Origin of the sequence: Peribacillus acanthi (genome assembly GCF_003073175.1) — a bacterium.
Taxonomy (GTDB): Bacteria; Bacillota; Bacilli; order Bacillales; family DSM-1321; genus Bacillus_BN; species Bacillus_BN acanthi.
Genome location: NZ_QBBX01000012.1, coordinates 1 through 25,438 on the forward strand (window position 1 = coordinate 1; position 25,438 = coordinate 25,438).

24 protein-coding genes and 2 other annotated features are annotated in these 25,438 nt (G+C 37.8%); all 24 genes read right to left on the minus strand.

Annotation, left to right across the window (positions count from 1 at the left end):
• Nucleotides 1-52: 52 nt before the first annotated feature.
• The 24 genes from DBX25_RS12990 to icd all read right to left on the minus strand — a co-directional run bounded on the left by DBX25_RS12990 (nt 53) and on the right by icd (nt 25,405).
• A complete protein-coding gene (locus DBX25_RS12990; RefSeq protein WP_108671239.1) occupies nt 53-238 on the minus strand; it encodes a DUF1294 domain-containing protein in 186 nt (61 codons plus the stop codon).
• A 182-nt stretch (nt 239-420) separates the two neighbouring features.
• A complete protein-coding gene (rplT, locus tag DBX25_RS12995; RefSeq protein WP_108671240.1) occupies nt 421-780 on the minus strand; it encodes a 50S ribosomal protein L20 in 360 nt (119 codons plus the stop codon).
• 23 nt (nt 781-803) lie between these two features.
• A complete protein-coding gene (rpmI, locus tag DBX25_RS13000; RefSeq protein ID WP_108671241.1) occupies nt 804-1,004 on the minus strand; it encodes a 50S ribosomal protein L35 in 201 nt (66 codons plus the stop codon).
• Between the two features lie 32 nt (nt 1,005-1,036).
• On the minus strand, nt 1,037-1,540 hold the full coding sequence (infC, locus tag DBX25_RS13005) for a translation initiation factor IF-3 (protein ID WP_240620304.1): 504 nt from the start codon (nt 1,538-1,540) through the stop codon (nt 1,037-1,039).
• Between the two features lie 81 nt (nt 1,541-1,621).
• Nucleotides 1,622-1,756, minus strand: a sequence feature (ribosomal protein L20 leader region).
• A gap of 136 nt (nt 1,757-1,892) precedes the next feature.
• Nucleotides 1,893-2,390 carry a GNAT family N-acetyltransferase gene (locus tag DBX25_RS13010; RefSeq protein WP_108671346.1) on the minus strand — a complete coding sequence of 166 codons (498 nt, stop codon included), beginning with the start codon at nt 2,388-2,390 and terminating at the stop codon, nt 1,893-1,895.
• A gap of 802 nt (nt 2,391-3,192) precedes the next feature.
• On the minus strand, nt 3,193-5,124 hold the full coding sequence (gene thrS / locus DBX25_RS13015) for a threonine--tRNA ligase (protein WP_108671242.1): 1,932 nt from the start codon (nt 5,122-5,124) through the stop codon (nt 3,193-3,195).
• 65 nt (nt 5,125-5,189) lie between these two features.
• Nucleotides 5,190-5,429, minus strand: a binding site (T-box leader).
• A 75-nt stretch (nt 5,430-5,504) separates the two neighbouring features.
• Nucleotides 5,505-6,377: a sporulation protein YtxC gene (ytxC, locus tag DBX25_RS13020; protein ID WP_108671243.1), complete on the minus strand. Its 873-nt coding sequence runs from the start codon at nt 6,375-6,377 to the stop codon at nt 5,505-5,507.
• 210 nt (nt 6,378-6,587) lie between these two features.
• Nucleotides 6,588-7,526, minus strand: a complete 939-nt coding sequence (dnaI, locus tag DBX25_RS13025; RefSeq protein WP_108671244.1) for a primosomal protein DnaI — start codon at nt 7,524-7,526, stop codon at nt 6,588-6,590.
• A gap of 8 nt (nt 7,527-7,534) precedes the next feature.
• On the minus strand, nt 7,535-8,944 hold the full coding sequence (locus DBX25_RS13030) for a replication initiation and membrane attachment family protein (protein ID WP_108671245.1): 1,410 nt from the start codon (nt 8,942-8,944) through the stop codon (nt 7,535-7,537).
• Nucleotides 8,945-9,007: 63 nt separating this feature from the next.
• On the minus strand, nt 9,008-9,469 hold the full coding sequence (gene nrdR / locus DBX25_RS13035; RefSeq protein WP_108671246.1) for a transcriptional regulator NrdR: 462 nt from the start codon (nt 9,467-9,469) through the stop codon (nt 9,008-9,010).
• A 116-nt stretch (nt 9,470-9,585) separates the two neighbouring features.
• Nucleotides 9,586-9,966 (minus strand): cytosolic protein, encoded by a 381-nt coding sequence (locus DBX25_RS13040; RefSeq protein WP_108671247.1) that lies wholly within the window; start codon nt 9,964-9,966, stop codon nt 9,586-9,588.
• A 136-nt stretch (nt 9,967-10,102) separates the two neighbouring features.
• Entirely contained in the window at nt 10,103-10,483 is a 381-nt protein-coding gene (speD, locus tag DBX25_RS13045) for an adenosylmethionine decarboxylase (protein WP_108671248.1), read from the minus strand.
• A gap of 457 nt (nt 10,484-10,940) precedes the next feature.
• Nucleotides 10,941-11,969: a glyceraldehyde-3-phosphate dehydrogenase gene (locus tag DBX25_RS13050; protein ID WP_108671249.1), complete on the minus strand. Its 1,029-nt coding sequence runs from the start codon at nt 11,967-11,969 to the stop codon at nt 10,941-10,943.
• A gap of 398 nt (nt 11,970-12,367) precedes the next feature.
• Nucleotides 12,368-12,973, minus strand: coding sequence for a dephospho-CoA kinase (gene coaE / locus DBX25_RS13055; RefSeq protein WP_108671250.1), 606 nt, complete (start codon nt 12,971-12,973; stop codon nt 12,368-12,370).
• Between the two features lie 27 nt (nt 12,974-13,000).
• Nucleotides 13,001-13,636, minus strand: a complete 636-nt coding sequence (gene ytaF / locus DBX25_RS13060; protein WP_108671251.1) for a sporulation membrane protein YtaF — start codon at nt 13,634-13,636, stop codon at nt 13,001-13,003.
• A 100-nt stretch (nt 13,637-13,736) separates the two neighbouring features.
• Nucleotides 13,737-14,579 (minus strand): DNA-formamidopyrimidine glycosylase, encoded by an 843-nt coding sequence (gene mutM / locus DBX25_RS13065; protein WP_108671252.1) that lies wholly within the window; start codon nt 14,577-14,579, stop codon nt 13,737-13,739.
• 26 nt (nt 14,580-14,605) lie between these two features.
• Nucleotides 14,606-17,239 carry a DNA polymerase I gene (gene polA / locus DBX25_RS13070; protein WP_108671253.1) on the minus strand — a complete coding sequence of 878 codons (2,634 nt, stop codon included), beginning with the start codon at nt 17,237-17,239 and terminating at the stop codon, nt 14,606-14,608.
• A 179-nt stretch (nt 17,240-17,418) separates the two neighbouring features.
• Nucleotides 17,419-18,285 (minus strand): protease modulator HflC, encoded by an 867-nt coding sequence (gene hflC, locus DBX25_RS13075; protein WP_420812953.1) that lies wholly within the window; start codon nt 18,283-18,285, stop codon nt 17,419-17,421.
• Nucleotides 18,286-18,361: 76 nt separating this feature from the next.
• Entirely contained in the window at nt 18,362-19,330 is a 969-nt protein-coding gene (gene hflK, locus DBX25_RS13080) for an FtsH protease activity modulator HflK (protein WP_108671255.1), read from the minus strand.
• Between the two features lie 375 nt (nt 19,331-19,705).
• Complete coding sequence (pnpS, locus tag DBX25_RS13085) at nt 19,706-21,481, minus strand: two-component system histidine kinase PnpS (RefSeq protein WP_108671256.1); 1,776 nt, start codon at nt 21,479-21,481, stop codon at nt 19,706-19,708.
• Complete coding sequence (locus DBX25_RS13090) at nt 21,478-22,200, minus strand: response regulator transcription factor (protein ID WP_108671257.1); 723 nt, start codon at nt 22,198-22,200, stop codon at nt 21,478-21,480. The genes pnpS and DBX25_RS13090 overlap by 4 nt, the downstream gene beginning before the upstream one ends.
• A gap of 256 nt (nt 22,201-22,456) precedes the next feature.
• Complete coding sequence (locus DBX25_RS13095) at nt 22,457-22,933, minus strand: MaoC/PaaZ C-terminal domain-containing protein (RefSeq protein WP_108671258.1); 477 nt, start codon at nt 22,931-22,933, stop codon at nt 22,457-22,459.
• Between the two features lie 164 nt (nt 22,934-23,097).
• The gene (mdh, locus tag DBX25_RS13100) at nt 23,098-24,039 is read right to left on the minus strand and encodes a malate dehydrogenase (protein WP_108671259.1); all 942 of its coding nucleotides are present in this window, start codon (nt 24,037-24,039) and stop codon (nt 23,098-23,100) included.
• 94 nt (nt 24,040-24,133) lie between these two features.
• Nucleotides 24,134-25,405: an NADP-dependent isocitrate dehydrogenase gene (gene icd / locus DBX25_RS13105; protein WP_108671260.1), complete on the minus strand. Its 1,272-nt coding sequence runs from the start codon at nt 25,403-25,405 to the stop codon at nt 24,134-24,136.
• Nucleotides 25,406-25,438: the final 33 nt, after the last annotated feature.

Here is a 25,438-nt window from a genome sequence, read left to right on the forward strand (position 1 = left end):
ACTAATCATAATTATAGAACACCATAAAAAAATATCCTATACTTTCTTGAAATCATGTACAGATACTTGGCTTTTCATAACCAATGGTTGTACCAATCGCTCCACCTAGAAATGCCACTGTCCAAATCGTCCTTTCTGGTGTACGATATTGCCCTCGTTTAGCCTTTTGTTTATCCGAGTACATGATTACAATCCCAGCAATATTGATGACGATAAAATATAGTTCTAATAAGCCCATTTTTGCCTCCTACTAATGAGAAAACTTGACTAACGTCAAGCCAAGCTGCTTTCGATTGCCTAGTTACACTGATACTTTTATTTCTAACATTGGCCACTACGGATTACTTCTTTGCTGCCCATTTATAATTCATAAAGTGAAATCTAAAAAGCCATTCCCATAAATGGGAATGGCTCGATTTATTACTTATCGAATTGTTGTTTAGCAACTGTTGCTAATTCAGCGAAAGCTTTTGCATCAGCGATTGCTAATTCAGCTAACATTTTGCGGTTTACTTCGATACCAGCAAGCTTTAAGCCATGCATTAAACGGCTGTAAGAAAGACCGTTGATGCGAGCAGCTGCGTTGATACGAGTAATCCAAAGCTTACGGAAGTCGCGTTTCTTTTGGCGACGATCGCGGAAAGCATATTGTAATGATTTCATTACTTGTTGGTTAGCAACTTTATATAATGTATGTTTTGAACCGTAATAACCTTTAGCTAATTTGATAACTTTTTTACGACGTTTACGAGTAACAGTACCGCCTTTTACACGTGGCATGTTGTTTCCCTCCTATTTCTCAATTACTTAATATTGTCTAACATATGACGAATACGTTTGAAGTCACCTTTGCTTACAAGACCTGCTTTGCGAAGCTTACGCTTAGCTTTTGTAGATTTGTTAGCAAATAAATGGCTTGTGTATGCTTTTGAACGCTTTAGCTTACCAGATCCTGTCTTTTTGAAACGCTTTGCGGATCCGCGGTGAGTTTTCATTTTAGGCATCAGATGTTCCTCCTCATTACATGGTCATTGAATTACTTTTCGTTTTTCGGTGCTAAAACTAAGAACATGCTACGTCCGTCCATTTTAGGAGCCTGTTCAACAGTTGCAAGGTCGTTGCACTCTGCTGAGAAGCGATCCAATACGCGTTGACCGATTTCCTTATGGGTAATCGCACGTCCTTTAAATCGAATGGATGCTTTTACTTTGTCTCCTTTTTCAAGGAACTTACGAGCATTGCGAAGCTTTGTATTAAAGTCATGATCGTCAATAGAAGGGCTCAAGCGAACTTCTTTGATATTAATGATCTTTTGATTTTTGCGAGCTTCTTTGTCTTTCTTTTGTTGCTCAAAGCGGAACTTTCCGTAGTCCATAATTCTGGCTACAGGAGGCTTAGCAGTCGGAGCAACAAGAACAACATCAAGATTTACACGAGCGGCAATATCCAGAGCTTCGAACTTGGTCTTAATTCCTAATTGCTCACCGTTTTGGTCAATGAGACGAACCTCGCGGGCACGGATGCCCTCGTTTACCAACATGTCTTTGCTAATAGTTAGCCACCTCCAAGGTTTAATGGGCGAATACAACGTTTGGAAGGAATAGCGCATGACACTTTCGATTGCAATAAAAAAGTGTGGATGCACTCAACACCCACACTGAAAGATTAAATAACGAAAGTCAATAATCAAGTCATGAACCTGTTAACTGCATAAACGCGTCATTCAGGTGAGAAGCGGGTGCCTCTTCTTCCTCAAACTAGTATTCAATTCACCTTAGAAACTATACCATACTGTAAAACAATCTGTCAAACATCTGTTTTATCAGCAACAAAATTTATACTATCAAATCATCCGTTTAATTGCAATACTTTTTTTACATTCCCATTTTTATTCAATTCCGTATTTTACTCATGTAGTATTCATCTCTGTACATTCCGTCAATGAATAATGAATCACGTTTAGTGCCTTCGATTTCAAACCCCATTTTTTTATATAGTGATAAAGCTCGTTCGTTATGTGTCAAGACTGTCAGTTCTAGACGATGAATACCATTCTTGTCAGCCCATAGATCGGCTTCGTTAAACAATTGTCTTCCAATGCCAAGTCCTCTTTCACTCTCTTTTACACCAATAACAAAATAAGCTGAATGCCGATTTCGAGCAGTTGTATTCCCAAGAATGAACATATATCCCACCAATTCCCCGTGATTCTCCCCTACAAAAATTTGTGAATGGGTATCTTCCTGGAGTTTAGATTGATGCTTTCGAAAAGCTTCTTCTGATGTTTTTCGTTCCCCAGGTCCAAAAAGCATAAAGTTCGACATCTCCACAGTCTTCATCAAAGCCAATAATTCCCCTGCATCACTTATTCTGACTTCACGGATATCCATGATTTCTCCTCCATTTATAGAATGCGAAAGTGCCTGTTTAGCCCGCAATAACCGTGGGGTTGGAGTTGAAAAAACCGCTTCTTCCTCTCCACTGATTGCATTGGATTTCATCTCCTGGTCAAGACAGGTTCTTTCTCCAGCTATGATTCACTTTGTCCCCGTCAAGGGCATCATTGACTTCGTATGATTACCTTTTGGACTCTTTCCCTCCCAAAAAGGGAACCATTCACCTGCTATGATTACCTTTTGGATCATTTTGTCACCATCAAGGGCATCATTGGCTACGTATGATTACCTTTTGAACCCTTTCCCTTCCAAAAAGGGAACCATTCACCTGCTATGATTACCTTTTGGATCATTTTGTCCCCGTCAAGGGCATCATTGGCTACGTATGATACCTTTTGAACCCTATCCCTTCCAAAAAGGGAACCATTCACCTGCTATGATTACCTTTTGGATCATTTTGTCCCCGTCAAGGGCATCATTGGGTTCGTATGATTACCTTTTGGACTCTTTCCCTTCCAAAAAGGGAACCATTCACCTGCTATAATTACCTTTTGGATCATTTTGTCCCCATCAAGGGCACCATTGGCTACGTATGATTACCTTTTGGACTAAATCCCTTCCAAAAAGGGAACCATTCACCTAAAACGATTACCTTTTTGAACATAATTTCTCGTCAAAAGGTCCCCAACCGACCGCGGAAATCGAGTACACTAGCTGCAATAAACAGGCTAGTTAAACAGAGCCATTATATAAAGAGGCACTCTCAAAACTGAGGTGCCTCTTTAGATGAAAAATATTATTTTGAAACTTCTTCTTTGATTTTGTTTAAGAAATCAGCGAATGGCATTGTTTCAGAATTTTGTTCGCCATATTTTCTAACGTTTACAGCGTTTTCTTTAATTTCGTTATCCCCTACCACTAGCATGTAAGGGACCTTTTGCATTTGTGCTTCGCGAATCTTGTAGCCGATTTTTTCATTGCGGTGATCAAGGTCTACGCGAAGGCCCGCAGCTTGAAGCTGTTCTTTAACTTCTTTAGCATAGTCAAGGTGTACATCCGGAGAAACTGGGATGACTTGAACTTGAACAGGAGCAAGCCAAGTAGGGAATGCACCTTTGTACTCTTCAATTAAGAAGGCTACAAAACGTTCCATAGTAGAAACGACACCGCGGTGGATAACGACCGGACGATGAGGTTTACCATCCTCCCCAACATATGTTAAATCGAAGCGCTCTGGCAATAAGAAATCCAGTTGGACAGTCGATAAAGTTTCCTCTTTACCTAGTGCAGTTTTCACTTGAACGTCAAGTTTTGGACCGTAGAATGCCGCTTCGCCTTCTGCTTCAAAGTAATCCAAGCCCATTTCATCCATAGCTTCTTTTAGCATGCTTTGAGCTTTTTCCCACATTGCATCATCATCGTAATATTTTTCAGTATCCTGTGGATCACGATATGACAGACGGAAGGAATAGTCACTCATATTAAAATCTTTGTATACTTCAAGAACTAGGTTAACAACTCGTTTGAACTCTTCCTTAATTTGATCAGGTCTTACGAAAATATGAGCATCATTCAATGTCATACCACGTACACGCTGAAGTCCAGCTAGAGCTCCTGACATTTCATAACGGTGCATAGTTCCTAACTCAGCAATACGAATAGGTAATTCACGATAGCTATGAATGTCATTCTTATAAATCATCATATGATGTGGACAGTTCATAGGACGTAGAACTAACTGCTCGTTATCCATATCCATGACAGGGAACATGCCATCTTGATAGTGATCCCAATGCCCAGAAGTTTTATATAAATCTACGCTTCCCATAACAGGTGTATAAACGTGGTCATATCCTAGACGTGTTTCTTTATCTACGATGTAACGCTCAATCACTCGGCGGATAGTTGCACCTTTTGGAAGCCATAGTGGCAAGCCTTGACCAACCTTTTGGGAATTCATGAATAGGTTCAACTCTTTACCAAGCTTACGGTGATCACGTTCCTTCGCTTCTTCAAGAAGACGAAGGTGTTCAGCTAATTCTTCTTTCTTGAAGAATGCTGTTCCGTAAATACGTTGAAGCATTTTGTTATCGCTGTTGCCTCTCCAGTATGCACCGGCAATGCTTAACAATTTGAATTCTTTGATTTTTCCTGTGGATGGTACGTGGATTCCACGGCAAAGGTCAATGAAATCGCCTTGCTCATATAATGTTACTGTTTCATTTGCTGGAATCGCTTCAATCAATTCAAGCTTATACTCATCATCAAGCTCTTTGAAAAGTTGAACCGCTTCATCGCGAGAAACTTCTTTACGAATAACAGCAATGTTTTCGTTCACAATTTTTTTCATTTCTTTTTCAATCGCTGGCAGGTCCTCAGCCGAAATCGCTTCATCTAAATCGATATCGTAATAGAAGCCACCTTCGATGACTGGTCCAACCCCTAGTTTTACGTTCTTATACAGACGTTTAATCGCTTGAGCCATTAAATGCGCTGTACTGTGACGTAGGATTTCCAAAGCCTCTTTGGAATCTTGAGTGATGATTTCAATCGAAGAATCCTCTTCAATCGCTTTTGTTAAATCAAATAATTCACCGTTTACTTTACCGGCTAATGATTTCTTCTTTAATCCCGGACTGATACTAGCAGCTATATCTTCAGTCGTCGTGCCTTTAACATACTCCTTTACTGCTCCGTCAGGGAAAGTGATTTTGATCATTTCAGACACACAGACTCAACTCCTTCAATTTGTAAAAAAATGGATAATAAAATATAAAAAGCCCGCCCCTGTATAACAGGGACGAGCTTAATTATCAAAAGTAACCCGCGGTTCCACCCATGTTTTATTTTTCAAAAAAGAAAAATAACACTTAGAAACTGATAACGGCAGCATCCGTCAGCCAATACTCGAGATTCTTTCATAGCTGAAGTTCAAAGGTGGTAAGCAATCTGCCTGGATGGAAAGCTTGCAGCCTTGGCTTTCCTCTCTGTGAACCATACCCAGAATACCCATATCCTTATCATGACATTTCAATATAAATGTATTATGTAGGATATTATAGATGGTTATTCAAGGAAAATCAAGAGGGCAAAAGCGGAACTTTTTTTCTAAAGAACTCGGTCTTTTTCGTTTATTTTTTCGTATTGCATCGAATAAAATTGGGCTATCGTCTTGATGGATGCCCTTTCTTCAAAAATCCTCATTACCGTTTGTATCACTCCATGATCCGTCCGATCCGCATAGAGAAAAAGCCTTTCTGGAGCGATTGAAATCAATGGAGCTATTAAATTCGAGTCGATATACATTGGATTTTCCGCAAGGAGCTTCCGGTCTATTAGCTTGATAATCTCCCTTTTTTCCAATTTTTCAAATGTCTCTGAATAGAATTCCACGCTATCTTTATGTAAAACATGCAATACATTTGCCTTCGGTTTCTGTGAATGCATGAATTCCCTTAGAAAATGGATAAAGTTTTGATAATCTTGTTCAAGCTTATATTCATCTATGGCCATTTCAACAAATTCCAATAGCTTTTCATTTAGACCTTTGAGACGGAACTTCGAAAATGAGTGGAATGAAAAGGATGTATTTGCTTGTAGAATCGGATGCATACCATTCTTTACGACAACTTTTTCATTTTGCCAAAAACAATCCGGTGAATTTGTATTGTTCTGGCCTTCAATAATTGATATAGCAATATCCACAATATCAGCAATTTCTTCACTTTCTTGATAATAAAACTTCTCTCGGACTATTTGTTCAAGCCACTGTATCATCAGTTCATTTTTCATATAAGCAAACAAGCTATCACTAATCCATTCTAGCATTGGAAAAAAGTTCTGTTCTTCAATGAATAAATAAATGCTTTCTCCGTTTTCATACTTCATATATGTGTGAAGCTCCGCACTTAAAGGATGTGCAAAAGCATATTTCGTGATTGAAGCTGCTTCTTTCTCAGAAGCAAAATGAATGTATACCAACGATACCCCCCCTTGCCATGCTTCCTATTTCATATATATGGGATAAGCTATAAGAATAGAATTAGAAAACATACAAAACTCGCAGATTGGCAAGCCATCGTCCACTAGGAGGAACATTTTCACATCAAAAACCACTTTAACAATTGGATTCAGCGCTTCAAACTCCAAAATAAAAAACCACCTCTAAAGTGAATAGAGGCGGTTTGATTGTTAATCTCTTAAATTTTTCCCTTTTAACAACACCGGTTTTGCAAGAGTACGAATCCTTTCCATCAGCCTCTTAGCTTTCACTTGCTCAACTTCCCCTCTTTGTGAAGTTGTCATATGAGCCTCTAATCCTTGGAAATCGAAATTAGAGGTGAAAAAGGTCGGTAAGCTCTCAAGCATACGAAATTGAAGTATCGGTCCTAAAACTTCATCACGAGCCCAACTGGACATCGTTTCGGCACCAATATCATCTAACATTAAAATATTGGCTTTTTTAATCGTATCGATTTTATCATTCAATGAATGGTCTTGTATGGAAGCCTTCATCTCTCTGAAAAAGTCGGGGACATACACAATCATGGTAGGAATTTTTCTATCTGCCAGTTCATTGGCGATTCCTCCAAGTAAATAAGATTTTCCGACTCCAAAGCTACCGTGGATATACAATCCTTTCGCTTTCCTTCCTTGATCTAAATCCTCGATAAACTGCATCGCTTCAGCAACAGCAAATAGTCTTTCTTCCGTAACATTCGTGCTGTTAAAATCCGCCATTGAAGCGGATAGAATATCTTTTGGAACGTATAGGCTTTTGATAAAGCTTTCGTGACGCTTTCTATCATCTGCTGCCATTTTTCTTGGACAGCGATCATATTGAAGGTCAATTCTATTTCTTTGGATGATCAATTCCGGATGGTATCCTTCCATCATATTAACGCAACCTTCAAGACTAGGGCACTTTTCACAATTTTTACTTTGTGTACTGAACTCGTACAATTTAACTAGACTTTTATCTACCATTTCCTTAGTAACGGATGTGCTATGTTTGTTCAAGAAAACGGCAATATCAGGATCATTTAACACTTCATTTCTAATGCTCTCGTATCGTTCGTTAAACTGCGATGTATTCGTTAACTTACTTAGCCTTTTCGTTATTTTCTCCATAACAGGCTTCACCTCTTTTTAAGCCTTTTAATTTTTTCCTCTAGCTCTTTCCGCTTCTGTTCGAGCTCAGGAGATAATTCCTCTCCAGCAGAGGATGGTTCAGATATGTTGTTCTCGCTCATCCAATCTGGGATGTACTCTTGACGCACAACCTTTTTTTGTCTTGATGATTTGTCTTGCTTTGTTTTCTTTTCTTCTTGCCAAGAAAGATACTGTTGATTTTCTTTTTTTGCAAGATCCATAGCTTCTTTAACCGTTTTGATATTCTTTCTTGCCCAATGGCCTGCTATTTTATCTACATACCCTTTTGTCAATTTCATATCCGTTTTGATCATGACATATTCAATTAGGACATTGACAACACCTGGAGGAAGCTGCTGATTCATCATGATGCCTTCCACTATCGTGATATCTGATTTGGATGGTTCTGCACCGCCAGAAAGCTCTTTTAAACGTTTTAATGGCGAAACAGTCTCAAGATGGCGAATATGCTTTTCCTCTTCATTCTTAGGCTCTGAAGTCAAAGAATGAAGGTGAGGCGGCTGAACTCTTTCTGCTAAAGTAGGCAGGTCATCCTGATACTCAATTTGGTACCAATCTCTTGCATTTTTCCGTAACGCCTCTATATTGATTTCCTTGTTTTCATCCACTGAACGTAAAACCAGTCCCTGCATCTGCAATGGATTAATCCCATAAAGAAAGGCAATTTTTGCGATTGCTTCTTTTACCTTTGAACTGAAAGACTTTTTTGAAATAAACGTACTACTTAATCCAGCAAAGAATAAGCTGAAATCAAATGATTCCTCAAATCCGCTTGGTGATGAACCCTCTTGTCTACCGATATATTGATGAGAAGGTTCTGGACGAAGATCATCCTTGGATTCATCGGATACATACAGTGATTCCATTTGCCCCGAAATGAATACTTCTGAAAAGCTTTTCGTTACCGGTTCAAATTCCTTTTCATCCACAATCTTATCACTAAAGAATTCCTTTAGCTTTTGATAATGCTGCTTCCCCAATCTTTTATGCAAATAGATATTTAACATTCCATCTTGGAAAAATTCCTCGGGTGTCAATGGAGGCTGCAATTCATAGATAAAATGTTGATTATCTGAAGACTTCTTTCTCCAAACCTTCAATAAACCAATTCCCTCTAATTTCTTACGGGCTTCATAGATTTCACCTAAATTTAAACTCATAACATTCATTAATCCACGGTGGAAGGAATAGCCACTTGACCAAATTCTATTCTGTTCCAGTTCACTCCAAAAAGTGACATATAAGCTTAGCGGAATCGACCCAATTAATGGTTGATACAATAAAGCAATCACTTTCCGATCATAATCATGCAATAAACCATTTGAAGATATTTCATAGCTATCTACCGGCACTAATTCTTGCCAATGCTTAGACATATACTCAACCTTTCCCAAAAAACTACTGGCTAGCAAAAAAGAGCTAAAGCACCCTTTTAGCTCTTACTCACGCTCTCTATTGATTAAATCTTTCAGTTCTTCTATAAATACATTGATATCTTTAAATTGTCTGTATACCGATGCAAAGCGAACATAAGCCACTTCATCGACCTTTGCCAGTCTATCCATGACCATCTCACCAATTGCTTCACTCTTTATTTCAGAAATTCCCTGATTACGTAATTCCTTTTCCACTTCATGAGTTATGTCCTCTATCACTTTCAAAGGGACTGGACGTTTTTCACAAGCTTTAATTAGACCACGTAAAATCTTGTCACCGCTGAATTCTTCCCTTGTCCCTTCTTTTTTGACGACAATTAGAGGGGTTTCTTCAACTTTTTCAAAAGTGGTAAAGCGGAATCCACAAAGCTCGCACTCTCGTCTTCTTCTAGTAGAGCGTCCTTCATCTACAGGACGGGAATCTAATACACGAGTTCCATTATTTAAACAGCTTGGACATTTCATTTAATTTAATCAGCTCCGTTTAGTCATGCCCATTCGATTTTATTACTTACCATTATCTTATAAAAAAGGATGGGACAGCACAACTTAATTTCATTATTAATACAAAATATTGGCCATCATTTTATGACAGGAACTTTACCATCGATTTCTAAATAAAGGGAATGGATTAAATCAGCTAAAACATTATAGTTTCCCGTTATTCTTTTCATTTCAGTAGATACTGTAAAATCAAGTGCTGTTTCAAAAGGACGAACTGTTACTATGGACGCCACAACAAAAGCATTTACCGGAGTTTTTATCGTTGCAGATAATTCTCCATGCTCAGCAGAAACATTCCCTATCACAGCTCCTTTTTTCTTTAATACAGATTCAATTTCATGAAGAACTTTACGTAAGTCTGCTTTATAATAACGAGTTTTAAGTCGATCATCAGGATTATGGTCCCCTGTTTCAACTTGACTATCAAATCGTTTTAAAAATGAAGAGAAAAATCCCATTATTCTACCTCACAAAAAGATAAATTTCTTATATTTTAAACATATTAAGCCATTTATGTACAATACGTTATTAAAAATATCAATTTCCAAACAATAAAAAAAGAGGTGTAGCCTACACCTCTTGTGGTTTCACATATTATAATGCTTTTACTTGTGATTTATTGACTTGAACTGGACCCATACCACGTGGAAGCTCGATGTTTTCACGAGTTTGAGCACCAAGAGCTTCAGCAATGTAATCTGCAGCAATGTTAGGATCTAATTCCCCACACGTATAAACGTCAATGCTAGCATAACCGTGTTCTGGGAAGCTGTGAATAGTTAAGTGAGATTCAGAGATGATAACAACTCCACTAACACCTTGTGGCGCAAATTTATGGAACGCAACTTCGCGTACTTCAGCACCTGATTTAAGTGCAGCATCAACAAAAATTTGCTCAATTTTTACCACATCGTTTAACTTTTCAAAATCACAACCCCAAAGTTCTGAAATTACATGTCTACCCATAGTTTCCATGTTAATTTTCCCCCTTTAACATGATAAGATTTCCGTGATTTTTACAACAAAGAAATGGCGACTACCACGGGGGAAAGTTAGTCCGAAGAGGTCCTAACCCTTTAAGTAGTACCAATGCTGTCTTCCGAAGAAGTTCACGAATCATAGTATACTTCGTTTATTTTTGTTTTGCAATATACATTTACAAAAAAAATACAAGCTATATTAATCCATGACTTTTAAACCTTGATATTACTAGGATTCATTCCACAAAGACATTTTATTGTGTATGTGTGTATGGAATGAACAATACCATTATTATATCGAAAAAAATCCATTTGTGTGTTGAAAATATTTGGTAATTTCCACACTAGATTTGTTGAACTATTGTGACACACGAAAAAGAGGCTTGCCATTTTAGACAAGCCAAAGAGTAAGGGTAATTTTTAAAAAATACTATGATAATCAGTAACCAATTTTAGCTAAGTACTTCTGATTGTGTTAAAAGCTGTTCTGCAACGTATTTAGTCAAATCTACAACACGGCAAGAATAGCCCCACTCATTGTCGTACCAAGCTAAAACTTTCACTTTATTGTCTCCAATAACCATTGTGGACAATCCATCTATGATTGCTGAGTTTGGATTTGTGTTAAAGTCTACGGATACTAATGGTTCTTCTGTGTAATGAAGAATTCCATTTAGTGAACCATTTGCTGCTGTGATGAAAGCATCGTTAATGGATTCAGCTGTTACATCCGTTTTCAAATCTACAACCAAGTCCACTAAAGAAACGTTTGGAGTCGGTACACGTAAAGCCATTCCATGTAATTTCCCTTTAAGGTGTGGCAACACAAGTGATAATGCTTTTGCTGCACCCGTTGTTGTTGGGATAATACTTTGACCACATGCACGAGCTCTACGCAAATCTTTATGTGGGTTGTCTATATTTTTTTGATCATTTGTATATGCATGAACTGTAGTCATTAATCCGTTTTCAATACCGAATTGGTCATCTAGAACTTTTACTACAGGAGCTAAACAGTTTGTCGTACATGAAGCATTAGAGATGATGGAGTGATTTTGGATATCAAGATCTCCGTCATTTACACCCATAACGATTGTTACATCCTCATTCTTCCCTGGTGCTGTTAAGATTACTTTCTTAGCTCCAGCTTCTAAATGAAGGGCTGCTTTGTCTCTTGAGTTAAACTTCCCAGTCGCTTCAATTACAATATCGATACCCATTTCTTTCCAAGGAAGTTCTTTTGGATCACGTTGGCTAACTAATTGTATGCGCTTACCATTTACAACTAAAGCATTATCTTCAGGAATCACTTCACCTGCAAAAGTGCCATGATTAGTATCATATTTAATTAAATGTGCTAACGTTTCAGACGGATAGCTAGCATTAATTGCGACAATCTCCAATTGATCTTCAAGAATTGCCTTTCTAAATACCATTCTACCGATACGGCCAAATCCATTGATTGCAATTTTTGCTTTCATTTATGGGTACCCCCTGAATTAGTGTTATACTTTATTAACCTCTTGATGTAATTAGTATAACATATTCAAACATAATTGTGATGAGAAAAATGCGGATTTTAAAATGTTTAATAATTTTGAATTTACAATTTTATTATGGTTATTGGCTCTGTTAAATTTGCCTGTTGTTTCGTTCCAGACGTTTGCTTTCGGGAGGGGCGTTCGCTGAGCTTCCCCGTCGTTAGTGCTCCTGCGGGGTCTCGTCTGTAACGCTAATCTCCCAGGAGTCAATCGTCTTCTTCTTTAATCAACAAATCGCTAAAAACCACAATGGACTTTAACACAGCCTATAAATAAAAAAGCCTGCACGTAAATGCAAGCTTTCCAGTCCATAATTAATTTTATTATGCATCGTATCCCTAATTGCCGATAATGTCCCATTCCCTCAGAATGGATAGTAGTTGCCTTTTTGTTTCTTCGATCGTACCGTTGTTATTGATTACTGCATCCGATCTCTCAATCTTATCTTTTAATGGCCATTGAGATTTAATTCGATTCATGGCCTCAAATTCTGAGAAACCATTTCTTTTCATTAAACGTTCTAATTGAATTTTCTCATCTACATACACTAAAATGACCTTTTCAACCATATGAGTTAAATCGCTCTCAAACAATAACGGGATGTCCAAAAAAACAATCTTCTCTCCATTGAGGAAAGCAATTTCTTGTTGATCTTTCATATATTTGCGTACTGCAGGATGGACAATACTGTTCAAAATCTGTCTTTTTTCATCATCTTGAAACACAATGCTCCCAAGTTTTACACGTTCCAGCTCTCCAACTTCATTAACAATATCATTTCCAAATGCTTTTATGATTTTGGAAAGTGCAGGCTGGCCAGGCTGTACAACCATTTTAGCAGCGACATCTGCATCAATTACTACAAAACCTAAATGTTTGATCATTTCACTTACTGTACTCTTTCCACTGGCTATTCCGCCGGTTAACCCAATGACTCTACCCATTATTAACCTCTCATTTTGGTAATCTTTTCACCATTTCCATAATCCAATCGCGAACAACAAAATACCTGGCAAAAAGGACAATTTTGTTAGCCAGACTTTGGACGACAGTTGTTTTCCACATTTCAAACCCGCAACAATGAATAGTAAACTCATGACAGCAATAGAGGTTGCAAGAATATACGGTGAAAAATCCAACATTGCAGCTCCTATACCTGCTCCAAAGGCATCTAAGGATAGTGCAAATCCTAAAACAAACGCTTCAATCCCATTAATTGTCCCTGAACGATCAAAGTCCGCTGTTAGAGGCTTTCGTAATATATTTATTGCTACCCCAAGCGATTTAATCTCAAAAGTAAAAATGATTTTTTCGTTCGGCAATTCTTCTTCCTGCTTTTCAGGCCGAAAGAATTGAAACATGATCCAAAAACCAAGGACCATCAATATGGATCCTCCAACTCGTTCTGCTAAGTGTGGAGATAAAACACTTCCAAGAAATTGCCCTATGAACATAGCAAGAAGCAGGCTGATGGCTGAGCAACAGGAGATAATCAGAATGGACTTAAAAGGAATTTGTACTTTACGTAATCCATATGTGAATCCGACACTAAAGCTATCTAAGCTTACAGCAAAGGTTAGTGCCATGAGGGATAGAATATTTACCATGAACAAGCTCCTTCCTAACGATGACTACGATAGTATATGGAAGGAGCCCATCCAATGTTAATGAAACCTCATAATAGAAAAATAACAGAAATAGTGTGGCTTAATCCACCCTAGTTGAAAGTGGCTGGCAGATTGGACAAATATGTGTGCCTCTTCCACCGACCTTCAATTTCTCTAAAGGAGTTCCACAGTTCGTGCAATTCTCCCCTTTTCTGCCATAAACCAGTAATTGCTGTTGAAACATACCGATTTGCCCTTGTGAATTAAGGTAAGATCGAATCGTGCTACCGCCTTGTTTCACTGCTTCAGACAAAGTTTCCTTTATCTCATGAACTAATTTTTCATATTCAAAATCCGACAAAGTTGAAGCTATTTGCTCTGGATGAATCCTGGCCCGAAATAATGCTTCATCAACATAAATATTGCCGATTCCGACAACTTTTGTTTGATCCAACAAAGATGTTTTAATGGATCTCTTTGTATTTTTTAAAGTCTCTTTTAAGTATTGTGTGGTAAATTCCTCTGATAAAGGCTCCGGACCTAAATGCAAGAGTGGGAGACTATCAAATTCTTTCCCTTTTAAGAACAGGTGCATCGTACCGAACTTCCGAACGTCCTTATATCTTAGCTCTGTAGCGTCTTCGAAAGAAAAAATGACATGTGTATGCTTCTCAACCGAGTCTGCCTTTGAGAAAACTCCATATTTCCCTTCCATTCTCAAATGAGAAATGAGAGCGAACTTCGTCGTGTAAATGATAAGAAATTTTCCTCTACGTCCAATCTCAACGATTTCCTCTCCGACCAGTGCATCTTGGAATTGTTCAATTTCTGTCGGCTCTTTGATAATCTTTGGCCAAAGAACCTCCACTTTAGTAATCGTTTTTCCGATAACAAGATGTTCCAATGTTTTTCGGACCGTTTCAACCTCAGGAAGCTCAGGCATACCTATAACCCTCCATTCCTTAATATTTATTTTGCATCGTACCAGGAAGGACCATAGGAATAATCCACTTTCAATGGTACTTTCAGTTCAAGAGCGCTTTCCATTTCCTCAGGTACGATAATCTTTAAAATTTCAATTTCTTCCTCTGGTGCTTCAAAAATCAATTCATCATGAACGGTTAATAGTAATCGTGCTTTTAAACCTTCTTTCTTTAAACGGTCATTCATTCCTATCATAGCTTGCTTGATGATGTCAGCCGCACTACCTTGTATTGGAGTATTCATTGCAGTGCGTTCTGCAAAGCTGCGTATATTGAAATTCCGACTTGTGATTTCAGGCAAGTATCTTCTCCTATGCAGCAATGTAGAAACATATCCTTTTTGCTTAGCATCTTGAATAATGTCAGACATATACTCTTTTACTCCAGGGAAACTCTCTAAGTACCTCTCAATGAAAGTAGCCGCTTCCTTCCGGGTAATTCCCAAGCTTTGGGATAGTCCATAATCACTGATTCCGTACACAATTCCGAAATTGACCGCTTTTGCTTGACGTCTCATGTTCGACGTCACTTCATCCTTTTCGACATGGAAAACGTCCATGGCTGTTTTTGTATGGATGTCCATATCGCTTTGGAAGGCTTCAATTAATCCCTTGTCTTCTGCAATATGTGCCAAGACACGCAACTCAATTTGTGAATAATCTGCTGCAAAAATGAGCCAGCCCTCTTCAGAAGGGACAAAAGCCTGACGAATTTTACGACCTTCCTCAAGACGAATTGGTATGTTTTGAAGATTGGGATCGATGGAACTTAAGCGCCCAGTTTGAGTTAGCGCTTGATTGAATCGAGTATGAACTTTCCCAGTGTCTCGGTCTATAACCTTCAATAATCCTTCAATATAGGTGGATTGCAATTTTCCAATCTGACGATAATCCAGGATTTGTCGGACAATCTCATGCTTGTCCTCTAACTGCTCCAATACATCTGCGGAAGTGGAATATCCTGTTTTGGTTTTCTTAACAACTGGAAGCTTCAACTTATCAAATAAGATTGCCCCCAGTTGCTTCGGTGAATTAATATTGAAATTCTCACCTGCTAATTCATGGATTCGCTCTTCCATTTCCTTTAATCGTTCCGTCATCATTTTCCCCATATCCTGGAGATATTCGACGTCTACCTTTACCCCTTGATGTTCCATTTCCGCAAGTATTAAAGAAAGTGGCATCTCTAGTTCTTTTAATAAACTATATTGGTTGTTATCCAAAAGGGTAGCACTCATTACTTCTTCAAGCCTATATAAAGCATCTGCTTTTCTACCAAGGAACTCGCCTAATTCACTTTCTTCAGGCACAGATTGTTTCGCACCTTTTCCGTAAAAGCTTTCATCTGACGGAAGGTGTAAATTTAGTTGCTGCTTTGCAATGGCAGATACATCATCACCTGATTCAGAAGGGTTCAATATGTAGGACGCGATAAAGATATCAAAATCGATTCCTTGAAGATCCATACCATGTCGCTTTAATGCAACCCAGGACTTCTTCGCATCGTAAACTGCTTTTTTTCTAGAAGGGTCTTCAATCCATTTTTTGAACAAGTCGGATTTTAAGGCCACTTCTGTTGGAATATAATAAATTCCAGTTTCATTGGCTATGGAAAAACCGATAATATTTTCACGATGATAATTTTCGTTTAACATTTCAATATAGAAGGCATTTTCATTAGCGAAAAATCCTTCCTCAACTGAAGTAACGTACTGTACTGTAATATCTTCCATTTGGTCGGACATGTCACTATCATCACTGTAATCCAATTTATCAAGTAAAGAATTGAATCCTAGCTCTTTATATAGAGGAGCTACCTTAGCTGGTTCAAAGCCACTATATGAGATTGCATCTAAACTAATATCAATAGGTGCTTCTCGAGTAATAGTTGCTAATTGTTTACTCAATACAGCCATTTCTTTATGTTCTTCAAGCTTCTCCTTTAACTTATTCCCAGAAACGTTTGGAATGTTCTCTAAGAGAGCCTCTAATGTTCCAAATTGATGAAGGAGCTTAAGTGCGGTTTTCTCCCCGACACCTGGAACACCTGGGATATTATCAGATGAATCTCCCATTAACCCCTTCATGTCGATGATTTGCTCCGGTGTGATCCCATATTTTTCTTGTATATGGTCTGGAGTATATTCTTCTATGTCTGTGATACCTTTCCGAGTTATACATACTGTAGTCTTTGGTGAAGAAAGCTGTGTCAAATCTTTGTCTCCAGAAATGACTTTTACTTCAAATCCTTCCTTTTCAGCCTCCAAAGATAAGGTACCGATAATATCATCTGCTTCATAATTTTCCAATTCATATCTTGAAATGCCATAGGCGTCAAGAAGTTCACGAATGAAAGGAAATTGCTCTGAGAGCTCTGGTGGAGTTTTTTGTCTGCCACCTTTGTATTCTTTAAAAGTTGCATGACGAAAAGTGGTCTTTCCTGCGTCGAATGCCACTAATACGTGAGTCGGTTTCTCATCTTCTAAAATTTTTGACAACATCATGGTAAAACCATAAATCGCATTCGTATGTATCCCTTTATCATTGTTCAAAAGTGGCAAAGCAAAAAAAGCACGGTATGCAATACTATTCCCATCTATTAAAACGACTTTTTTGGTCAAGTTGAACCCTCCTTGTGAACTTACTGTTACATGCAAGCTTCTATTAGTTACGTCTATTTTATCATGTCTATTAGGAGAAAGAAAAATAGGGAGTTAAAGTACTTCATCTTCAAAAAAATAAAAAGGTACTTAAGAAGCCCATCATGACATGATCTTCCTGAGTACCTTTTAAGTATGAGTTATTGTCCACCCATTAGTAAGTTTGCATAAGGTGAATCGGATGGTAATACGATTACAGTTTCTCCATTGATTGTTTTCTTGTAGGATTCAAGGGTGCGATATAGGTTATAGAAGTCCGCATCTTTTGAGAATGATTGGTTATATACACGCGCTGCTTCCCCTTCCCCTTGGGCACGTATGACTTGTGCGTCCGCTTGGGCCTTTGAGATTATCTCCTTTACCTGACGATCTGTCTCGGCAACGATACGATTTTTCTCAGCATCCCCCATCGAAAGATATTCTTGGGCTTTAGATTCACGCTCAGAAATCATTCTTTTGAAAACAGATTGTTCATTCTCAGGAGGAAGATCGGTACGTTTCATGCGTACATCGGTTACGACAATCCCATAATTATCTTTAGACAACATTTCATTCACCAGCTCTGTAACACGGTCATTGACACTGCCTCGAGATGATTTTTCATCATTGATGATTTCGTCATAATTTAATTGTCCAAGTTCGGATCGAACAACGGAATAAATGAACTCTTCCATTTTGGATTCAGCTTTTTCCACCGTTCTAGCATTTGAAATCATCTTTTTGGGATCTTCGATACGCCACACAGAGTAATTATCGATAAGCATTCTTTTTTTATCCTTTGTGTTAATTTCCGCTTCTGAAACATCATAAGTCATTTGATATTTTGGCAGAGTTGTTACACTTTGGATAAATGGGAACTTGAATTTCAAACCTGGCGTACTATCAATCCTAACTACTTCACCGAATTGGCGGACCACTTTGTATTCGCCTTCTTTTACGATATATATATTGCGGATTATTAATAGGAAGATGAGGATTAAAACAAGGAAGAATACACCAAGTCTCATATATCCTTTCCACTGAAAACCATTAGCTTTAGCGTCTTTAATATCAATAACTGTTCCATTGTTGTTGCCCGTTTCATTATTCATTGGAGTTCTTCCCCTCCTCTTGAACTTTTGGCTGTTCCTTATCCAATGGTCGGATAGGGAAATATTTCATAGTATTTCCATCGTCATTCATAATATAAATCTCTGTTTTCGGAAGCACTTGTTCTAACGTTTCAATGACTAGGCGGTCTTTTGTGACTTCAGGACTCTTCTTGTATTCTTCATATAATTTATTAAAAACTGCTACATCCCCACGAGCTTGTTCTATACGAGCAGCTTTGTCACCATTTGCTTGAGAAATGATTGCGTCTTTTTCTCCTAACGCTTCATTCATTTGTTTATTTTCATATTTCCTAGCTTCATTGATTTTTGTATTCATCGTCTCACGGGCATCCGTAACATCCGTGAATGCCTTCCGTACATCTTGATTTGGCAATTCTACATCCTGTAATTTGACTGCAAGCACTGATATTCCAATATCATACTTTGTAATTAACTCAGACAGTAAATCTCTCACATCTGCCTCTATTTCTGCTTTTCCGGATGTCAAGGCATCGTCAATTTTTGCACTACCTATCGTACTACGAAGAGCAGATGATGTCGCATTATATAAGATTTTGTCAGGAGCATCTGAGTTATATAAAAATTTTGGCGGATCTGTTATTTTCCATTGGACCACTAGATCTGCCAAAACAATATTTTCATCACCCGTTATCATTTTTGTATCCCTAGGAAACTCTTTGATCTCCCCATCTTCTCCTTGTTGATACCCAAATTGCAGAGAAAATGTTTCTTTCGATAACTTTTCTACTGACTGGATGGGCCATGGTAGCTTGAAGTGTAAACCTGGGTCAGTAATTGTATCCTGCACATCCCCAAAAGTCATGACTACCGCTTGGTCAGATTCATCGACTGTATACCAAGTAGTAATGGCAACATTGATAATAAGTAAGGATAATAATACTGTTCCTGTGATAATATAAATTCTTTTTAGACTTACCATCCTATTTCTCCCTTCTGGATTAAAGTTTGGACAATTGGCTATGATACTTGCACTCAAACTTATCCATCTTCTATTTTTCGCATCTCTTTCATCCACATTCATTAGATGCAATGATATTCCTATAATGTATTTACGTAGAAGCGAAGAAAAAGTTTCGATTTTTCAGGAAAACATCTACGGGAGAAAAAGAGATTCACACTAGATAATTATGGAGTAGTTTTAGGAAGAAAAAAGCATTATCCAAAAAAGCGAAAAGACAAGGACGGGGTCGTGTCCTTGTCTTTTCTAGGCTCCTTGGATGAAGGGGTCTTCACTACACATTGTATTTGCTGGTTATTAAGCAAAGATGAATGAAGTGTAAATTATTTGTTAAGATTACCCTTTATTTCCTAAGATTGATTTTTGTAGCTTAACAAAAAATGATGTCCCTTTTCCAGGTGTGCTTTTCACTGATATATCTCCTTTATGGGCTTCCAGTAAATGCTTGACAATAGCAAGTCCGAGACCTGTTCCCCCAGAGTTCCTACTTCTTGCTTTATCCACTCTATAAAATCTCTCAAAAATCCTAGGAAGCTCATCTGCTTGAATTCCCATACCTGTATCCTTCACTTCTACACATACCGTTTCTTCCTCTTCACGGACAAAAACTCCCACTTCTCCCCGTGAAGGTGTATAAGCTATAGCGTTGCTAATTAAATTGATGAAGATTTGCTTCAAACGCAATGTATCTCCTTCGATAATCACAGGTAGTGGATAAGGGTGAACCTTAAACTTTATTCCTTTTTTTTCTGCCTTTCTTTCGAAAATCAAACTGGTTTCCTCAAGAAGATTGATTAAATCAAGTTTTTGGAAATTTATTAAAAAGCCTTGCTGTTCGATTTTTGAAAGGTCTAATAAATCTTGAATAAGTGATTGTAATCGATCGCTTTCTTTTAATATTATTGTAAGAAAATGTTCGAGTGTTTCCTTATCTTCCATCGCACCATCAAGTAAAGTTTCAGAAAATCCCTTAATGGAGGTAATAGGTGTTTTTAATTCATGAGAAACATTCGCTACGAAATCTTTCCGCATCTGTTCAAGCTTTTTTATTTCAGTAATATCATGAAATACAAGAACAATACCTTTCCATTCGTCATTAGTTCCAATGATAGGGGCACCATACACTTCAAAATGCCTTCTTTCGAATTTCATAGGCAGAATGAATTGTTTTTTGACGGTCTTTTCAGTCATGAATATATCTTCAATTAATCGGATTACTTCCTTATAGGGAATGACTTCATAATAAAGCCTATAAAGAAATTCATGACTCTCTATTTTAAATATTTGTTTATATGATTTATTAAACAATGTGATATAACCTTGACTGTCAATTAATAGTACTCCAGAACCGATATTTTCTATCAATGTCGCCAGTCTATCTTGTTGCATTTCCCTTGCTGTTTCCATCTCTTGAAGATTCCTTGCAAGTATGTTTATTGAAGTACTTAACATTGCCGTTACGCTACCGGTTTCCTCATATGTCCGTGCTCGAAAATTCCCCTTCGCTAATTCTATCGCAGTATTTGTTGCGGCTTCTATTGGTTTCGTGTACTTAGTCGCAATTCTACTCCCGATAATTAAAATGATGATTAGAGCCGCACTGAGACTAACAAACAGAATCCACCACATTTGAAAATTAATTTGCTTCATCCCCGCCAATTGACTGCTCACTACAGCAAATCCTTCAACCTCACCCTTTACCTTGATGGGCATCCAGAAATAGTGATAATCAAAATTTCCTTTAACCACTTGATACCCATCATGATCGGAGGTATTGACTATTTCTTTTAAAATAGCTTTATGTTTTGCTAAGGAAAAATCTTCATAATGATATGTATGATACAAAATTTGTTGTTTTGGTGAAAGTATTGCAAGACTAGTATCAAAAGATGAGAAAATTTCCAAGGCTTTTTTATCTTCAAGGAACGCCTCGACCCCACCATTTTCCTCAATATAATTCACTAGCACATTCAATTCATGTTTGATTCCATTATTAAAAGCATTAAAATAGTACGATTTAAAAAGCTGGCCAAGCAAAATACCTAGTCCCAGCATAACAATTAGAATCAGCAAAACGAGCGTAACGAAAAGCTTAGAGCGAAACTTCATCATTCCACTTTAGGCTCCTCAAATTTATACCCCAATCCCCGGATTGTCTTAATATATTTAGGCTTCTTTGTATCGACTTCTATTTTTTCACGTAAGTGGCTTATATGGACATCCACTATTCTCGTATCACCAGCGAAATCATAATTCCAAACTGAACTTAATAACTGATCCCTAGTCAATACTCGCCCTTTATTACGCGTTAAGAATAATAAGAGTTCAAATTCCTTTGGAGTCAATTCAAGCTTTTCTTCAGAAAAATAAGCTTCATATCTATCAGGAAATACAAGAAGGTGACCAATTTTGATTTGCTCATCTTGCTCTTCGTTCTTTTCTACTGGAGATTGTTCTGGTGATATTGATGATCTGCGTAAGATGGCTTTAACACGTGCAACAACTTCCCTTGGACTAAACGGTTTTGTCATATAGTCGTCAGCACCTAGCTCCAATCCAAGTACCTTATCAAATTCATCGTCCTTAGCAGTCAGCATGATGATAGGAACCATCATTTTATGCTGCCGAAGTTGCTTACAGACTTCAATTCCATCCAATTTCGGAAGCATTAAATCGAGAACGATAATATCCGGTTTTTCTTCCATTGCCCGATTTCTACCTTCTTCACCGTCACAAGCTGTGATGACTTCGTATCCTGCCTGCTTTAAGTTATACTCTAGCAAGGTTACGATTGACTGTTCATCATCCACGACTAATACTTTTTTAAGCATAAAATCCTCCCAAGAAAAGTGTATTAACCCCAAAGACCACATCCAATTTCATTATAATAATAATTTATACAAAAAACCATCCTCAACCGAGTCATTACAGATTGTGACTCAAAGAAGGTGGTATGAACGCAGCTGACCATTACTAATCTCACCGTGAAATCAGAAAAAAATTCTTATATGCATTAGCGTAGCTCTGCCCCTTGTCCAATAAAAAAAGCAAAACATCAAAAATGACATTCTGCTTGATTACTTGTTATTAAAAATTCTCTAAAGCATGTCCGTCTGATCCATCAACTGATTTTGGTGGACAAACAACCATGGAACCATCAAGGACCGTTTGCTCTTCTTCATTTTTTCCTTCAATTTTGATTGTAACAGTATGTCCAACTACATTCACTTCTGTTACTTCAAAAAGGAATTTTACAGTCCCATAATGATAGACAGGCTTAACAAAATTAATATCCTGCTTTAGGATATTACTTCCAGGTCCAGGTAAATACTTAGATACTGCAGATGTAATGATTCCTAACAACATAATATTTGGTACAATAGGCTTTTTGAACGATGTCATGGATGCGTAATCATGTTGTATGTATAAAGGATTGGCATCATTCGTTAACCCTAAGTATAATAATAAATCTTTGTCCTCAATTTTTTCTGTGAGACTAAGCTTCTCACCAGGTTTAATTTCTTCAATGATTCTTCCGAGTTTTCGTTTTTTACCTAATAGCATGATCAACACCTCCGAAAGTATTGTAGAACTACCACAAAAATGTAAAGGCTTACATTGCATTGGTCAAAAAAATAATATCTTACGAATCAACTATAAACTTCAAACTTATTCTATTTTGAAAAAAATTCGGGGAAAGCGTCCCCGAATTTTTTTCATATTGTTGGTTATGCAAGTACATTCATTACATTACGAACTGAATCCGCTGATTTTGCAAGTGCAGCTTTTTCATCTTCTGTAAGTTCCAATTCAATAACCTGTTCGATTCCGTTTGCACCAAGGATTGTAGGAACACCAAGGTAAATGCCCTCCATTCCATATTCTCCTTCAAGGTAAGCAATTGCAGGAAGTACACGTCGTTGATCTTTAAGGATTGCTTCCGCCATTTCAACCAAGGAAGCAGCTGGCGCATAATACGCACTACCATTTCCAAGTAGGTTTACGATTTCAGCTCCACCTTTACGAGTACGTTCTACAATAGAATCTAAACGATCTTTTGGAATTAATGTTTCTAATGGAATTCCACCTGCATAAGAATAGCGCACTAAAGGAACCATGTCATCACCATGACCACCAAGTACAAAACCAGTAATGTCTTTCACAGACATTTTCAATTCTTGTGCAACGAATGTACGGAAACGTGCAGAATCAAGCACACCTGATTGTCCGATAACTCGATTTTTAGGGAAGCCACTCTCTTTAAAGATTGTGTACGTCATAGCATCAACTGGATTAGTCAATACAATGATAAAACTGTTTGGAGAATGCTTAGCCACTTCTTGAGCAACTGATTTCATAATTTTTTGGTTAGTTTGAACCAAATCATCACGGCTCATTCCAGGCTTACGTGCGATTCCAGCTGTGATGATTACGATGTCAGAATCCTTAGTATCTTCATAACTTGAAGTACCAGTGATGTTTGCATCGAATCCTTGAACCGGTCCAGCCTCAAGCATATCTAACGCTTTTCCTTTTGTAGGGTTTTCCATTTGAGGGATATCAACTAGCACTACATCTCCAAGTTCTTTTTGAGCTAATAAAAATGCAGTGGTTGCTCCAGTAAATCCTCCACCGATAACGGAAATTTTTTTGCGTGTTAATGCTGCCATTGTTTTATTCCTCCCTTGTCATCTTTCCAATCAAGTATAAGTAGACTGATAAATAGCGATTGCCAATTATCAGTCTACGAAAAAGATATAGGAATTATGCTAAGTTTTTGATTAACTCATCAGCAAATTCAGAGCATTTCACTTCTGTAGCTCCATCCATTAGACGAGCAAAGTCATAAGTTACTACTTTAGAAGAAATCGTCTTTTCAACTGAATTGATAATCATTTTAGCAGCTTCGTTCCATCCAAGGTGTTCAAGCATTAATACACCAGAAAGTAACACTGAAGATGGGTTAACTTTATCTAATCCAGCATACTTCGGTGCAGTTCCATGTGTAGCTTCAAAGATTGCATGGCCTGTTTCATAGTTAATGTTTGCTCCTGGAGCAATACCAATACCACCAACTTGTGCTGCTAGGGCATCAGAGATGTAATCACCATTTAAGTTCATTGTAGCTACAACATCAAACTCTTTTGGACGAGTTAGGATTTGTTGTAAGAAGATGTCCGCAATGGAATCCTTCACGATGATTTTGCCTTCTGCTTCAGCTGCTGCTTGTGCATTGTTAGCAGCTTCGGAACCTTGTTCAGCCTTGATGCGGTCATATTGAGCCCAAGTGAATACTTTATCACCGAATTCTCTTTCAGCAAGCTCATAACCCCAAGTTTTGAAAGCTCCTTCAGTAAATTTCATGATATTTCCTTTATGTACTAAAGTAAGGGATTTACGACCTTCTTTAATTGCATAATTTAAAGCTGCACGTACTAGACGTTCTGTACCTTCTTGTGAAACTGGTTTAATTCCAATTCCAGAAGTTTCAGGGAAACGGATTTTTGAAACTCCCATTTCATTTTGAAGGAAGTCAATTAACTTCTTAACTTCATCAGAGCCCTTAGCATACTCGATACCAGCATAGATATCTTCTGTGTTCTCGCGGAAGATAACCATATCAGTATCTTCTGGACGCTTAACTGGTGAAGGAACACCATCAAAATATCTAACTGGACGTAAGCATACAAACAGATCTAACTCTTGACGAAGTGCTACGTTTAGAGAACGAATTCCACCACCAACTGGAGTCGTAAGAGGACCTTTGATTGCGATTAAGTATTCGTTGATTAGATCTAAAGTTTCTTGTGGTAACCACTCACCAGTTTGGTTGAATGCCTTTTCACCTGCTAAAACTTCTTTCCAAACGATTTTCTTTTCCCCGTTATATGCTTTTTCAACTGCTGCTTCGATAACTTTTGAAGCTGCAGCCCAAATATCAGGACCAATTCCGTCACCTTCAATGAAAGGGATCACCGGATTATTAGGTACATTTAAAACCCCATTAGAAACTGTAATTTTTTCACCTTGACTCATACTAAACCCTCCAATTCCAATATCAAAGGTTAG